Annotated in this window: 12 protein-coding genes; 4 read left to right on the top strand and 8 right to left on the bottom strand. The window is 66.7% G+C overall.

The window, feature by feature from the left end:
- Positions 1 to 33: 33 nt before the first annotated feature.
- The gene (locus CJZ78_RS04940; protein WP_094559772.1) at positions 34 to 594 is read right to left on the bottom strand and encodes a hypothetical protein; all 561 of its coding nucleotides are present in this window, start codon (positions 592 to 594) and stop codon (positions 34 to 36) included.
- On the opposite strand from CJZ78_RS04940, the gene CJZ78_RS04935 reads away from it, so the two are divergent.
- On the top strand, positions 544 to 1,464 hold the full coding sequence (locus CJZ78_RS04935) for a 2-dehydropantoate 2-reductase (RefSeq protein WP_094559771.1): 921 nt from the start codon (positions 544 to 546) through the stop codon (positions 1,462 to 1,464). The genes CJZ78_RS04940 and CJZ78_RS04935 overlap by 51 nt on opposite strands.
- A 52-nt stretch (positions 1,465 to 1,516) precedes the next feature.
- Here CJZ78_RS04935 and CJZ78_RS04930 read toward each other — a convergent pair whose 3' ends face one another.
- The 7 genes from CJZ78_RS04930 to gyrA form a co-directional block, all read right to left on the bottom strand.
- On the bottom strand, positions 1,517 to 2,287 hold the full coding sequence (locus CJZ78_RS04930) for a GNAT family N-acetyltransferase (protein ID WP_094559770.1): 771 nt from the start codon (positions 2,285 to 2,287) through the stop codon (positions 1,517 to 1,519).
- Positions 2,288 to 2,296: 9 nt separating this feature from the next.
- On the bottom strand, positions 2,297 to 3,430 hold the full coding sequence (locus tag CJZ78_RS04925) for an ATP-binding protein (protein WP_094559769.1): 1,134 nt from the start codon (positions 3,428 to 3,430) through the stop codon (positions 2,297 to 2,299).
- A 259-nt stretch (positions 3,431 to 3,689) separates the two neighbouring features.
- Positions 3,690 to 4,166, bottom strand: coding sequence for a hypothetical protein (locus CJZ78_RS04920; protein ID WP_094559768.1), 477 nt, complete (start codon positions 4,164 to 4,166; stop codon positions 3,690 to 3,692).
- Positions 4,097 to 5,851: a cation:dicarboxylate symporter family transporter gene (locus CJZ78_RS04915; RefSeq protein WP_094559767.1), complete on the bottom strand. Its 1,755-nt coding sequence runs from the start codon at positions 5,849 to 5,851 to the stop codon at positions 4,097 to 4,099. Before CJZ78_RS04915 ends, CJZ78_RS04920 begins: the two co-directional genes overlap by 70 nt.
- Entirely contained in the window at positions 5,851 to 7,137 is a 1,287-nt protein-coding gene (gene crtL / locus CJZ78_RS04910; RefSeq protein WP_094559766.1) for a lycopene beta cyclase, read from the bottom strand. The genes CJZ78_RS04915 and crtL overlap by 1 nt, the downstream gene beginning before the upstream one ends.
- The gene (locus CJZ78_RS04905) at positions 7,130 to 8,263 is read right to left on the bottom strand and encodes a CARDB domain-containing protein (RefSeq protein WP_094559765.1); all 1,134 of its coding nucleotides are present in this window, start codon (positions 8,261 to 8,263) and stop codon (positions 7,130 to 7,132) included. The genes crtL and CJZ78_RS04905 overlap by 8 nt, the downstream gene beginning before the upstream one ends.
- A 17-nt stretch (positions 8,264 to 8,280) precedes the next feature.
- Positions 8,281 to 10,947 (bottom strand): DNA gyrase subunit A, encoded by a 2,667-nt coding sequence (gene gyrA / locus CJZ78_RS04900; RefSeq protein ID WP_094559764.1) that lies wholly within the window; start codon positions 10,945 to 10,947, stop codon positions 8,281 to 8,283.
- A gap of 73 nt (positions 10,948 to 11,020) precedes the next feature.
- Here gyrA and CJZ78_RS04895 point away from each other — a divergent pair, with 73 nt between their 5' ends.
- The 3 genes from CJZ78_RS04895 to CJZ78_RS04885 all read left to right on the top strand — a co-directional run bounded on the left by CJZ78_RS04895 (position 11,021) and on the right by CJZ78_RS04885 (position 14,092).
- A complete protein-coding gene (locus tag CJZ78_RS04895; RefSeq protein ID WP_094559763.1) occupies positions 11,021 to 12,178 on the top strand; it encodes a homocysteine biosynthesis protein in 1,158 nt (385 codons plus the stop codon).
- Between the two features lie 83 nt (positions 12,179 to 12,261).
- Positions 12,262 to 12,861 (top strand): CAAD domain-containing protein, encoded by a 600-nt coding sequence (locus CJZ78_RS04890; protein WP_094559762.1) that lies wholly within the window; start codon positions 12,262 to 12,264, stop codon positions 12,859 to 12,861.
- Positions 12,862 to 12,928: 67 nt separating this feature from the next.
- A complete protein-coding gene (locus CJZ78_RS04885) occupies positions 12,929 to 14,092 on the top strand; it encodes a GuaB3 family IMP dehydrogenase-related protein (protein WP_094559761.1) in 1,164 nt (387 codons plus the stop codon).
- Positions 14,093 to 14,273: the final 181 nt, after the last annotated feature.

Here is a 14,273-nt window from a genome sequence, read left to right as displayed (position 1 = left end):
GATCAGCGGCCCAAACCAATCAAGCAGACGGATTCAATCATTCCAGCGACGGTTTTCATTATCCAGGATAACCTGCTTGATTTCACAGGTGTTTTTATCGACCCATATATTATACACTTTTCCATTTTTTACGGCATCAAACTTGTCATATGGCTGATCCCAGTCGTTGTCGACATCGGTAATAAAATAGCCCATGGACTTAATCTTCTTCGTGCACTTCGAGTAGTCGGCGTTGGCTGCAAGGGGCGCGAACGCTCCGGCTAAAAGACCGAGGAGCAGGAGAGCACGTGAAAATGTCGTCATGTTGGTGAAATTGTTGAGGACCATTGCGCCAGCAGCTAATCCAGCAACAAATAAATCATACCAGGGGCGAACTACATGCTCCGTGTTCTTCTGGTGCTCAGACCCAGCTGGGCACCAGAAGGCCGGCTTTACACCCAGCGGGATAGTGGCAAACAGGATCAGCATTGCAGCCATCAACTCCACTCGGCATCCATCAGGGATAAGAAAGTGGAGCAGTTGAGCCGCAGCTAGCCTCGAAAACTGCATCAGCTTCTCCCGGCCCAACGGATACGCGGCCTGGTTACTGCACATCGCGAGGAGCCACGGCGCTGCCAGCCGGCCAGCGGCATCCCCTGCAGGCGGGGCCGCCGGCAGGGATTAAGGGTGGATTCCCCCTGGGGTGATATCACCGTGCCCGCCTCCCAGTTGGTGGGGAACGTACGGGAACTGGGGTCGGTCGATGGGCTGATCGTGGCGATCAAGTCCACCGCCAACCACCAGCTTGCTGGGCTGCTGGCGGGGCTTGCGGCGCCAGCAGCGGTGATCCTGCTGCTGCAGAACGGGCTGGGTGGAGAAGACGCCGTTGCCGAGGCCTCACCGGGCTCGATCGTGCTGGGAGGGGTCTGCGACATCGCTTGCAGCCGGGTGGCCCCAGCGCATGTGAAGCATTACGCCGCGGGACTGATCCATCTCGCCCTCTGGAGCGCCACGGGCGAACCGTCCGATGAAGCTCAGCAGGCTTGCAACTGGGTGGCGGACGACCTACGAGCCGCTGGTGTTCCAATCGACTGCGGCGAGAGCCTCCAGCGCATGCGCTGGCGCAAGCTGGTCTGGAATATGGCGTTCTCGGGTCTGTGCGTTGTCAGCGGCAGGGGCACCCAGGGGGTGTTGGCTGACGCCGCTCTGCGGGACCGTCTCGAGCGGATCATGCAGGAGGTGGTGGAGGCGGCAGCGGCGACGGGGAATCCCCTGGATGCCAACGTAGTGGCCAGCTTCCTCGCCCAGACTGAAGCGATTCCCGACTATGCACCGAGCATGCAACTGGATGCGCGGGCGGGACGGCCAATGGAGCTGCAGACGATCTATCGCAACCCCCTGCAACGCGGACAGAGCTGCGGGGCGGCGATGCCCGAGACGGCCCAACTGCTGGGGGAATTGGAGGCACCCACCTCCATCGATTAGGCGGTGCTGTAAGTGACGTGACCAGATGTGGCGATTGGTCACCATCCTCGAATCAGAGCGTTTTCTGCATGAACAGCCAGATAGCGTGAACTGTTGCTGGAGGCTCTGCCCCCTGATAAGGCTCAATCTCCACGAAGCCTGCTGCCTTGTAGATGGACTGGGCCGCCTTCATGAACACACCGGTATCCAACTTGAGCATGGCGTAGCCAAAGCGGCGCGCCTCGCTGATCAGCTGCTGCAACACCATTGTGCCGATGCCACATCCACGATATTCGGGTCTCGTATAAATTCGAACCACTTCGGCACTGCCGTCGGGTAGACGGCGCAATCCACCCATGCCAACGGACCGACCGTGGATTGTGGCGAAATAGAACACACTTTCAGGAGGGGTGCTGCGGCAGACGCTCACCATGACTGAGTCGATATACGGCTCCAGCTCCATGCCAACTAGCTCTGGGATGGAACAGCCCATCGCCTGCTGAATCTCACCGTTCATCCACGCAAAGTAGTCACTGGTTAAAACCAAGACGATATGCCGATGCTCAGGCTTATCAAAATCAGCGAGCATCAGCTCAACGGGACTACTTTCAGCTCGATTCATGATGTTGGCGATGCGATTCCCTGAGCTTAATTGGATTTCAGTAAGTTGTTTTTGGCCAGCAACTAGTGGGCCATCGAGCAGGCGGGCAGCCGCAGCCCGAGGCTGCTGCAGCTGGGCCAGGTCGGCCCCCATCAAGAATAGGGGCTTGTCGGGCGGGAGCAGCACCGCTTCGCCGGCCTGCAGGCGGGCAACCAGGGCGGCGGGCCCGAGCAAGGCGGTCATGCGCTCCGATCAGGCATCAAGGCGGGCCAACCAGGCTGCAGCAGGTTCGATCGCAATGACTCCGCGCCGTTCGACCTGTCTGGCATCGCGCACCAATTGCACCGCTTCGGCATCAACGCATTGTGTTGCAAAGCGTGCCAAGGCCCGATGGGGCCTGGTGTCTGACAACTTGCACTCCAGCAGCTGGTAGAGGGCACCATCACAACTCAGGCAGAAATCAACCTCGGCACCATCCTTGGTGCGGATGTAGTGAAGGCCGACGTCGCGGCCGGTGGTGTCGCCGCGGTAGTGCACCTGCTTGCAGAGCATGACGGCGACCGCATTCTCAAAACGCACGCCCTCATCACCCTTCACCATGCCGGTATCGATGAAATACACCTTTGGGGCCTGCAGCAGTGAGCGGGCAATGTTGCGGTGCCAGGGCTGTACCAGAATCACCACGTGGAGCGCCTGCAGGATCTGCAGATAACGCTTCAAGGTGGTGGGCGACACCGCCAGGTCTCGGGCCACGGAAGCCAGCGACAGGGGCGAGCCCACGCGTTCGCGCAGCAGCTCCACAAACACCCGCATCGCATTGATCTCCTGCAGGCGTGAAAACTCGAGCACGTCTTCACGAATCAGGTCAGTGGCGTACTGACGGCGCCAACGCCTGGCTTCATCGGCACTTTCAGCCAGTGCAGGCTCGGGGAAGCCACCGCGCTCGATCAGATGCAGCAGCGCCCGCTCGGGCCCAGCTCCGGTCTGCGTGCACCATTCGCGCACCGAAATGGGATCGAGGTGCAGATGCAGATAACGGCCGGCCAATGACTCGCCCGATTGCCGAAAGGTGTCCATGCGGGCACTGCCGGTGACCAGCAGCGCTTGCTCTGCAGGCTTGGCATCGATAACCCCCTTGAGCCATGGCTTCCACGCAGGCATCTTGTGGATCTCGTCGAGAACCACCAAAGCTGCCCGCGGATCCCATGACTGCCGCAGTAGCACAGCACGATCGGCGGGGACGTCCCAGTTGAGGTAGCTCGCCGAGCTGACCTGCCCGATGAGCTGCCGGGCCAGTGTCGTCTTGCCAACCTGACGGGCACCCGTCAGCACAACAGCCTTGCGGGCCAGATCACGGCGAAGCTGGGCCTCGAGATAGCGTTGCATGCGACCAAACTAGTGGCTAGTGGCAAAAAGTCGCGACTTTTTGATCACAAGCTGGCAAAAAGTCGCAACTTGCCGGCATCACAGCGGCGCCCTGGCGCTGGCAAAGACATGCGAGCGCCGCCAGGCTGCGCTGCAACGCCTGCCAACCCAACCCACCGCCGGGGCCTCAGGACTGCCTGGGCTGCGGGCAGACGCCTGCTGCTGCATCACCTGGTGGGTGATGGCTGGGATAGACAACCCCGGTGCCGCCAGCACGCCATCAGCGCCCTGTCCGCTCCGACGGGCTGAGCCGCACCCAGTAATCGAAGAGCGCCTCCATCTGTCCGCGGGCCTGCTCGCGCGCCAGCCAGGCGTTGATGTAGCGGCGCAGGGCAGCGTCATCACCTGCGATCGCCCAGACCAGCTCGCCGGCCAGGCGATCCTCGAACGGGGCAATCAAGGTGGTGCGGGGGTGCAGCACCGCCCAGGAGGAGCCACCCTCGGCGGTGGTGAGCAGGCCATCGAAACGGCTCTGACCATCAGCGCCGAAAAACAAATCCTTGCTGACCAGGGGCTGCAGCTGCAGGCTGAGGCGCCCCTGGGTGCCCGCCAGCTCCTGGCGCTGCTGATCGCGCAGCTCCGGGGTGAGCAGCTGCGGATCGGTAACGGCAATCAGCAGCGGCCGCATCAACCGCTGCTGGCGCAGGTTCTGGAGCAGGGCCACCTTGGCATCGGGCACCACCAGGGCCAGATGCACCCGCTGGTAGCCCTGGCTGAGCTGGTGCGCACGGCCCGCTGAGGGCTGGTCTGGATGCCGCCCACCGCCAGATCAATCCAGGCCGAATCCAGCCAGCGTTCCAGGCTCTCCAGATCGGCCTCGCGCACCTCCAGGCGCACGCCGAGGCTACGCGCCAGGGCTGACACCAGATCAAGGTCGTAGCCCACCAGCTCTCCGCGGCCGTTGCGATACGCCCAGGGCATGCCGTCAGAGCGAACCCCCACCCGCAGCACCCGCCGCTGCAGGATCGCCGCCAGGCTCACCGGCCCCGGCTGCAGCTGCTGCAGCGCAGGCGGCGGCTTGAGCTGGTCGATAGATCCGAGGGCCAGCAGCTTCTGATCGTTGCGGTAGGTGCCCTCGAGCGCCTGCGCCAGCTGGGCCCGGGCCAAGCGGCCGCCGCCCAAGGCAAACAGAGCAGCCAGCAGAGGCGCCGCCAGCAGAGGCAGCGGCCGCAGGCGGCAGCGGCCCACAGCCCGGGCATAGACGAGCACCGCCAGCACCACCAACCCCTCGAGGGACAGCACCTTCTCAAAGCGGTAGAGCCACTCGCCGTTGATGTAGATCAGCTGGAGCAGATCAAGCGGCAGACCGCGGGCCTGCAGCTCCTCGCGGATCACCGCCTTCAGCCCGGAAACGGCGGCCGGGATGGCCGTGAGCAGCATCCTGGCGCTCTGGGCGGGGCTCAACGGCTGATCCACATACCAGCCGGCGAAGGGGATGAACCAGAGCGCCGCCACCTGCCCCAGGGTGGGCAGGGCATAGCCGAGTGACACCAGCGGGGCCAGTTCATCGGCGGCCTGGGGCTGGCGCCCGCCTGGATCGAGGCTGGCGGGCAGTTCGTGGCGCAGGTTCTCCACCAGCATCGGCAGCGTAATCAGAAGGTTGGCGCTGCTGGCGGTGAGCACCAGCGGCCCCCGGATCGCGCGCCAGAGCAGACCCGCCGGCAGAGGCACCAGGGCCAGCAGCATGCCGGCGCACAGGATCGTGAGCAGCAGGAAGCCGAGCATCGAGAGCTGGAAGAAACCCTGGATGCGCAGCAGCTGCGGCCAGTCGAGCCGAGCAGTGTTGAGGGCCGTGAGCGCGAAGATGCCGAAGGGAACGATCCGCGCCACCAGGCGGTTGAGCCCCGAAAACAGCTGCCGGATCACCTCCAGGGGCTCCAGCAGCCGGGCCTTGGTCTCCAGGCTCTGGAGCACCATCCCCAGCACCGAGCTGAACAGCACCACGGCGGGAAAATTGTCTGCGGCTAGGCCGCTGAAGATGTTGTCGGGCAAATACACCCCCAGCAGATCGACCGGCTGCGGTCGCTCGAATAGCCCGGCGTGAAAAAACTGGGAGGTGACCAGGGGCGGCAGGAAGCACGGCAGCAGCAGCACCACTGCCCCCGCCGCGAACCACAGGCCCAGCAGCACCACCAGCCCGGAGCGCACGAAGCTGCGCAGCATGCCCGGCTGCAACGAGCCGAAGCCCACCACCAGCTCGCAGATCAAAAACGGCATCACAACGATCTGGGAGGCCTGCAGAAACAGCCGACCGAGGGGCTCGAGCGCCTCGGCAGCCTGGGGCCAGAGCAGGCCCACCAGCACGCCCAGCGGCAGCATCAACAGGCACTGGTTGCCGATTGAACGCGGCCAGAGCGATCCCAGGGTGCGGCGCGCAGCCATCAGCTGCCCACCGGCCAGGCCAGCCGCAGGCCCAGCGCCAGCTCCCGCCCCTGCATGGCCATCAGGCCGGCCTTCACGCTCCAGGGGGCGGTGGCAAACAACCGCACCATGGCCGCCACCAATTCGGGAACGCTGGCGGTGTTGGCCAGGAAGCCATACCACTGGGCATCGGGCAGGGCGAAGAAGGTGGCGAAGTGGGCCCGCAGCTGGGACTCGGAGAAACGCATCAGCTTCTCCAGTCCGAATTGGTAGAGCGCATGCTTGCGGCGCAGCTCCAACGACCACAACGCCTGCCAGCCCGCCTGGGCCAATTGGGCTGGTGAAGCCGCGGGATCCGCCTCCAGCGCCGCCGCCACCGCATCCGCCACCCCAGGAGCCCGGCGCAGCAGCGACCCCACCATGTAGCCCGAGGCCGGATGCACCATCGCCGCGGCCCCACCGAAGCCCAACACCGGTTGATCGAGATCCGGCAGGGGCAGGTTCATCGGAAACAGGCAGAACTCTTCGTGCTCCACCTGCTCGATCGCCACGCCGCGATGGGCCAGCCTCCGCTGCAGCCGGGAGCGCAGCGTGTCGTAGGGCACGGGCGGCGCCAGGGCCAGCGAGGTTTCCTCCACGAAGAAGCGGCCCTCCCCCAGGTCCATTGCATAGAGAAAGGTGGGGGGCTCCTGCCGCTCCGCTGCGCTGAGGTGATCGGCGCGGTAATCCATCAGCACGAATTGCCCCGGCTCCACCGGCGGCGCCGAGAAGCGCCCCACCACGCCATAGGCCGCCTGCCCCGCCACCGGCCCCCGGTCGGGCCGCTGCACAAACACCGCCTGGTGGCCGCTGGCATCCACCACCAGCCGCGCCTCAAGCACGGCGCCATCCGTGCAGGTGAGCCGACTGCGGCCACCCCCATGGCTCAGCTCCTGCGCCAACCCCCGCAGCCACTGCACGCCAGCCGCCTCGCAGCGCCCCAGCCAGAACTGCTGCAGCCGAGTTTTGTCGAACAGGCCGTAGTCGCGGCCGTGGCGGGTGGGGCTGTTGGCTGGATCGGCAGGATCACTGCTGCCGGAGCCGAAGTAGCTGCAGGTGTGGCTCCAGCGGTGCTCCAGCAGATGGCCCAGGCCGAGGGCATCCACCTCATCGCCCCAGATGCCGTAGGTGTTGGGCCAGGGATCGCGGGGATCAGCCGCGGCCAGCACGGCCACCTGCAGCTGGCGCTCCGCCAGCTCAGCGGCGATGGCCAGGGCCGCCGGGCCGCCACCCACCACCAGCACGTCAGAAACCGGCACGTCAGACATCGGGCAGGTGGATGTCGAGGCTGGCGCGATTGTTGAGCTGGAGAGCGGCCTCCTCCAGGATCTGACCCTCGGGATCGGCGATCACCACGAGGCGATGGGTCCCAGCGGGCAGCTGCAGGGGCACGCTGAAGGTTTCGCTGGCACCGGCCGCCAGCCAGGGGAGCCGCAGATAGCGATGGCCGCTGTAGCGGTCGTTGACCACCACGGCAACGCCCACATCGCTCACATCCATGGCACCACGGTTGGCCACGGTGAAGTGGGCGCTGCCATCGCGGAAGTGCAGCGCCTCAATGGCCAGATCACTCACCAGCTGGTGGAGGTGCTGCAGGGGATAGAGCACCAGCCGCTGCAGGGAGGCCAGCCGCGTGCCGGGATGTTCGTGGTGCAGGTGGCCGCCGTAGCGCAGATCGGTGCTGCAGCCGTGCAGATGCAGATGGGCATGGGGGTCGGGGATGGTGACCCGGCCCAAGGCCGGATCGGTATCGAAGAAGCCGCAGCAATCCCACTCCAGGGAGCGGCCCAGAAAGCGGATCGGATCGCTGGGATCCCCAGGATCCTCCGGAGCCAACCGGTAGTGCTGCAGCAGCTGGTAGATGCTGCGCGCTGCGGTGCCGTCGCTGGCCGCACTGCTGGCGATGGCGGTGTTGCGCCGCTGCTGCCCCATGCACAGCTTCGAGGCCACCGTGATCACCAGCGACTCCCACTGCGACACCAGGCGCAGGCCATAAATCGGCGCCTCCGCTAACCGACCCTGGTGCCGCAGCTGGGCAATCGCCTCGGCCACCAGCTCCTGCAACGGCCGGCCCCGCACCTCGCACAGGCTGGCCAGATCCACCGGCGTGCGCACGGCGGTGGCATCACCGCTGAAGCACACGTAGGGGAAGTGGCTGCTGCCATCCCCAGGCCGCAAGGGCCGAATGCCGCCATCGCTGGCCTGGCATTTCCAGATCGTGGTTGCCGCGCCATCGGCATCCTGCAGGAAGGTGAGCTCGCCGTTGTCGATGCTGGTGGTGGTGCCCAGGCCGAGCACGTCACCCTGGAGAGGAATGCGCTCCAGGGGCAGGTGCTCATTCACATCACCCTGAATCAGATCGCGGACGGTGTTAGCGATCCAGAAGTCGGCCATGGGGATAGGCCTGGGACTCAGGCGTCTGGGGCGGTATCGGGGCTGACCGCGGCATCAATCGGGTCCTCGGCCCCCTCCAGAGCGGGCACCTCAAGGGTGGGAGCATCCTCCTCTTCCGGCGCGGGCGGCACCAGCACCACTTCGGTGAGGCGGTCGCCGGAGTCGAGCTTCTGCAGGCGCACACCGGTGGCAGCGCGGGACTGCTGGGGAATGGCATCGGCCTGGGTGCGCACGATCACCCCCTTCTCGCTCACCAGCAGCAGCTCCTCGCCGGCGCCGAGCACCTTGAGGCCCACCAGCACGTCGCCGGCGCGGCGGAACTTCATGCAACGCAGGCCCATGCCGGCCCGCTTCTGCAGCCGGAACTGATTCACCGGCACCCGCTTGCCCAGGCCGCTGGCGCTGGCCACCAGCACCCACGGACCCTCGCTCGGCGCCACTTCGTCGCCCTCGTCTGCGTCAGCGTCGTCGCTGGCGCTGCTGGCCACCTGGTCGGCGAGCTCGGCCGGGATCACATCCATGCTCACCAGCTGATCGCCGGCACGCAGGTTCATAGCGCGCACCCCGCGGGCGGTGCGGCCCAGGGGGCGCAACTCCTCATCGCTGAGGCGGAAGTGGATGGTCATGGCGTTGCGCGAGCCGATCAGCACGCTGTCGCCGGGCTGGGCCAGCCGCACCCAGGTGAGGGCGTCGCCGTCCTCCAGGGAGATGGCGATCAGGCCGTTGGAGCGGATGTTGGCGAAGGCCGAGAGCCTGGTGCGCTTCACATAGCCACCACTGGTGAGCATCACCAGCACGGCATCTTCGGCGAATTCGCTCACCGCCAGCAGCGAGGTGATCTGCTCCTCGCGGGGAATCGGCAGCATCTGCACGATCGGCGTGCCCTTGGCGGCCCGGCTGCAGATCGGCACCCGGTAGGCCGGCACGGTGTACACCACACCCCGATCCGAGAAGAGCAGCAGGTTGTCGTGGTCGTTGCAGCTGATGAACAGCTTCACGGCCTCCTCACCCTGGCTCTTGGTGCCGGCCTTGCCGCGGGTGCCGCGGCTGGTGGCCTCGAATTCGCTCACCGGCATCCGCTTGAGGTAGCCGTTCTCGGTGAGCAGCACCACCGAGCGCTCGTTGGCGATCAGGTCGATGTCTTCAAGGCCGCCCTCCAGATCCAGGATCTCGGTGCGGCGGGGCGAGAGGTAGCGGCTGCGAATCACACCGAGCTCCTCGGTGATGATCGTGAGCACCCGCTCGCGGTTGGCCAGGATGTCCTTGTAGTCGGCGATCTTGACCACGAGGTCTTCGTGCTCGAGCCGGATCTTGTCGGCCTCCAGGGCGGTGAGGCGGCGCAGCTGCATCTGCAGGATGGCGTCGGCCTGGATCTCGCTGAGGCCGTGGCGCTCCTGCAACTGCTGGCGGGCCGTGGCCGCATCCGAGGCGGCCCGGATCAGGGCGATGATCGGATCGAGCTGGTCGAGGGCCAGCAGCAGACCCAGCAGAATGTGGTCACGCTCTTCCGCCTTGCGCAGGAAGTAGCGGGTGCGGCGCTCGATCGTCTCGACGCGGAAGTCGAGAAACACCTGCAGCATTTTGCGCAGGGTGAGCAGCACCGGCTCCGACTTCACCAACGCCAGCATGTAGGCGCTGAAGTTGTTCTGCAGCGGGGTGAGCTTGAACAGGTTGTTCAGCACCACCTGGGGGTAGGCGTCGCGGCGCAGCTCGATCACGATCCGCATGCCGTCGCGGTCGGATTCGTCGCGGATGTCGGCGATGCCCTCGAGCTTCTTGTCGTTCACCAACTCAGCGATCCGCTCAATCAGCGAGGCCTTGTTGGTCTGGAACGGCAGCTCGGTGATGATCACCGCATCGCGATCGGGGCGGCCCTTCACCTCCACCGTTTCGATCGAGGCCACGCCACGCATCGTCACCGAACCACGACCGGTGGTGTAGGTCTCGCGGATGCCGCGGCGGCCCAGGATCTGGCCCCCCGTGGGGAAGTCGGGCCCCGGGATGATCGCCATCAATTGGAGATCGTCGATCTCGGGGTTGGCGATCAGCGCCAGCATCCCGTCGATCAGCTCGGTGAGGTTGTGGGGCGGGATGTTGGTCGCCATCCCCACGGCGATGCCGGTGGAGCCGTTGAGCAGCAGCTGCGGAATCCGCGCTGGCATCACGGTCGGCTCCTGCTGGGAGCCGTCGAAGTTGTCGGCGAAGTCGACCGTCTCGGCTTCGATGTCTTCGAGCAGGCTGTCGGTGGTGAGCGCCTGCAGCCGCGACTCGGTGTAGCGCATGGCGGCCGGGGGGTCGCCGTCCACCGAGCCGAAGTTGCCATGCCCGTTCACCAGGGGCATGCGCATGTTGAAGTCCTGGGCCATCCGCACCAGGGCGTCGTACACCGCCGTGTCGCCGTGAGGGTGGTACTTACCGAGCACCTCACCCACCACACGGGCGCATTTGCGGTAAGGCCGGTCGCTGGTCAGGCCCAGCTCGTACATCGCATAAAGGATGCGCCGGTGCACCGGCTTGAGGCCGTCGCGGGCATCGGGCAGGGCCCGACCCACGATCACGCTCATCGCATACTCCAGATAGGAGCGCGACATCTCGTTGCGCAGATCGGTCTGGATGATCCGCGAATCGCCGTTGCCGCCGGACTCCCCCGGTGAGCCAGCACCGGGTCCGCTGGGGTCCGCCATGGATGACCGTCTTGAGCAAGGGTCAGTTTATCGAAGCCCCTCGGGAAATGCCCAAATCAGCGCCAAGCTCGCGATGAATAGCCGTGAACTGCCGCCACGCCAGGAGGCGGAGCTGCGCCGCAAACAGGAGCAGGGCCAGCTGCAGGTGCGCGCCGCCGCCGAGTTTCGGAGCCTGGTGCAGCAAGCCGGGCTGGCCAAGGCCTATGCCGCCACCGATGTGGTGGTGGCGGCCGATGCGGGCTTCACCGACCAGGCCAGCCTGCTCCTAAGCCTCGGGCCCACGGATCCACCGATCCGCCTGCGCGCTGGACAGCTGGCCGGCGTGCAGGGGCTGGCGGGCTGCGGCAGCGGCGAGCTGGTGCTGCCGATTGGCGGCGGGCTTGGCGATGCCCCTGGGGGCGCTGAGCTGCTGGCCGCCCTGCTGCAGGGCCGGGCGCTGCCGTTCGACGCCAGTGGCGAGGCCACCGCCCTGCACCCCCGCCGCGAGCTGCACACCGAGCTGGGCCTGGAGCAGATCGGCACCGGCCGCCTGCTGCTGCACCGGGCCATCAGTGAAAACGGGGTGGTGGCCCTCAGCCAGGCCGAAGGCCCCTGCCCCAGCCCCTACGGCACCCTGCTGGGGCCAGCCGCCAACGCCCTCTATTCCTGTGGCGGCGCCGGCAGCATCGGCCTCACCATGCCGGGGCTGTCGCTGCTGGGCCCGGGCTCACCGGTGCTGGTGGGCGGCGCCCTCGGCTGGGTGGTGGGGGCCGGCAGCGGTCACCAGCCCGGCTGCCGCCGCCAGGCCAGCGGCCATGCCCGCACCCCGGGGGCCTCCGCTGCGGTGAGCGTGGATCTGCACGACATGCGGCCCGAGTGGGTGCGCCCCTGCTTCTTCGAGGGCCACGGCAGCGCCCTGCTGGTGGCGATCGCGGCGCCGGTGCCGCTGATCAATGGCACGGTGGCGCGCCAGGCCGCCGCCGGTCCAGAGGCGTTGGAGGCACCCGTGCTCGACCTGTCGGTGCCGCGGCGGGTCAAGCCCAGCCTGGGGGCGGCCACCTATGCGGAGCTGCTCAGCGGCACGATCACGGTGCGGGGCCGCCCGGTGGCCTGCGCCCCCTCCCACAGCCCGCGGCTGGCCGCCGCCGCCGCCGCCGCCCTGGCGGAAGCCTTGCGCAGCGGCGCCTTCCCGCTGCGGCTGCCCCTGGTGCCGCTGAGCGCGCGCCCCAGCCTGCTGCCGATCGAGGCCTGAGCTGTTGGTCGGCCGGGTGTTGGTCTGGCTGCCAACCACACGTAAGCTCCCGCCACACCTGTGCACCCGCGGCGCCGCCTGCCATGGCCGACGACACCACCAGCAGCCCCGACCAGAGCGCTACCAACCCGAACACTCCCGAGCCTGCTGAGCAAGCAGTCGAATCGGTGGAGCAGTCGGTGGAGCTGGTTGAGCAGATTGAGCCGATTGGACTTGTTGAACAGGTTGTTGAACAAACCGCTGAAGCAGCGGTGAGCGCCCCCCCCGAGCCCAGCGTTGCCACCACGTTGGTGGTGGAGCCCTCACCAGCTCCCCTCGCAACCCAGCCGGGCCCATCAGCCGGCGGCGAGGGCACAGGCGAGGGGGAGGGCGGTGAGTGGGAGCTGCTGCTGCAGAAGCTGGGCCAGTGGCTCAACCAGGGTGAACTGCAGAGCCTCTGGAGCCAGGCCCGCAAACCCGTCACGTTCTTGGCAGCCCTGGTGGGCCTGCTGCTGGTGCTGCGCGTCTACAACGCCGTGCTCGGTGCCCTCGACAGCCTGCCGCTGGTGCCCGGGCTCCTGGAGCTGGCTGGCGTGGTGTGGTCGGTGCGCTACGGCGTGCCCAAGCTGCTGCGCAGCAGCGAGCGGGAACGGCTGTTGAGCGGCCTGGGCAATCGCTGGAAGTCCTTCCGCGGCAAAGGCTGAGCCGACATCGCTCCAAAGGAATCGGGGCGCACCGGTTGATAGCTTGGCCCGAATACGCACAGTTCCGGTGAACATCCAGCTCGGTCGCAATCGCGTCGTCCGCCGCGCCTACGGCATCGACGAGATCGCCCTGGTTCCGGGCGGCCGTACCGTCGACCCCGCCGTCACCGACAGCAGCTGGAGCCTGGGCGGCATCAGCCGCGAGATCCCGATCATCGCCAGCGCCATGGACGGCGTGGTGGATGTGGGCATGTGTGTGGCACTCGCCAAGCAGGGCGCCTTGGGTGTGCTCAACCTGGAGGGCGTCCAGTGCCGCTACGACGACCCCAACCCTGCCCTCGATCGCATCGCCGCCGTCGACCGCGACAGCTTCGTGCCGCTGATGCAGGAGCTCTACAGCCAGCCGGTGCGGGAAGACCTGATCCGCCAGCGCATCGCTGAAATCAAGCAGCAGGGCGGCATCGCCGCGGTGAGCGCCACCCCGGTGGCGGCCCTGAAATTCGGCCGTGCCATTGCTGAAGCGGGCGCCGATCTGTTTTTTGTGCAGGCCACGGTGGTCAGCACTGAGCACATCGGCCCTGAGGGCCAGGAAACCCTCGATCTTGAGGCCCTCTGCCGCGACTTCGGCGTGCCCGTGGTGATCGGCAACTGCGTCACCTACGACGTGGCCCTCAAGCTGATGCGGGCCGGCGCCGCCGGCGTGATGGTGGGCATCGGCCCCGGTGCCGCCTGCACCAGCCGCGGCGTGCTCGGCATCGGCATCCCCCAGGCCACTTCGGTGGCCGACTGCGCTGCCGCCCGCGACGACTACTTCAACGAAAGCGGCCGCTACGTGCCGATCGTGGCCGACGGCGGCATCGTCACCGGCGGCGACATTTGCAAATGCCTGGCCTGCGGCGCCGACGCCGTGATGATCGGCTCACCCATCGCCCGCGCCGCCGAGGCCCCTGGCCGCGGCTTCCACTGGGGCATGGCCACCCCCAGCCCGGTGCTGCCCCGCGGCACCCGCATCAAAGTGGGCACCACCGGCAGCCTTGAAAAAATCCTGCGCGGACCCGCCTCCCTCGACGACGGCACCCAGAACCTGCTCGGCTGCATCCGCACCTCCATGGGCACCCTGGGCGCCCGCACTATTAAAGAGATGCAGCAGGTGGAGGTGGTGGTGGCCCCCTCCCTGCTCACCGAGGGCAAGGTGTATCAAAAGGCCCAGCAGCTGGGCATGGGCAAATAGATCGCGGCGTTAGCGTGAAGGCGTGGGGGCTTCGGCTCACACACTCCTCACACCCTCCGGCCCGGCGCGTCCGGGCCTTTTGTCTTCCCCCGGCACCCAGTCAGCAGCCACCCAGCCAGGCTGATCACGTCCTGCAACGGTCCATGGTTGCCTCGAAATAACCTTGCTAGATTCCTTGAAA

The organism is Synechococcus sp. 8F6, assembly GCF_002252665.1.
GTDB lineage: Bacteria > Cyanobacteriota > Cyanobacteriia > PCC-6307 > Cyanobiaceae > Cyanobium_A.
This window is presented reverse-complemented; position numbering and strand designations above follow the sequence as displayed.

Coding starts and splice junctions, on each gene's coding strand:
- CJZ78_RS04890 (WP_094559762.1), top strand. CDS start 12,262: ATGGCCGACGACACCACCAGCAGCCCCGACCAGAGCGCTACCAACCCG.
- CJZ78_RS04905 (WP_094559765.1), bottom strand. CDS start 8,263: ATGGCCGACTTCTGGATCGCTAACACCGTCCGCGATCTGATTCAGGGT.
- CJZ78_RS04940 (WP_094559772.1), bottom strand. CDS start 594: ATGTGCAGTAACCAGGCCGCGTATCCGTTGGGCCGGGAGAAGCTGATG.
- CJZ78_RS04930 (WP_094559770.1), bottom strand. CDS start 2,287: ATGACCGCCTTGCTCGGGCCCGCCGCCCTGGTTGCCCGCCTGCAGGCC.
- crtL (WP_094559766.1), bottom strand. CDS start 7,137: ATGTCTGACGTGCCGGTTTCTGACGTGCTGGTGGTGGGTGGCGGCCCG.
- CJZ78_RS04915 (WP_094559767.1), bottom strand. CDS start 5,851: ATGGCTGCGCGCCGCACCCTGGGATCGCTCTGGCCGCGTTCAATCGGC.
- CJZ78_RS04925 (WP_094559769.1), bottom strand. CDS start 3,430: ATGCAACGCTATCTCGAGGCCCAGCTTCGCCGTGATCTGGCCCGCAAG.
- CJZ78_RS04895 (WP_094559763.1), top strand. CDS start 11,021: ATGAATAGCCGTGAACTGCCGCCACGCCAGGAGGCGGAGCTGCGCCGC.
- gyrA (WP_094559764.1), bottom strand. CDS start 10,947: ATGGCGGACCCCAGCGGACCCGGTGCTGGCTCACCGGGGGAGTCCGGC.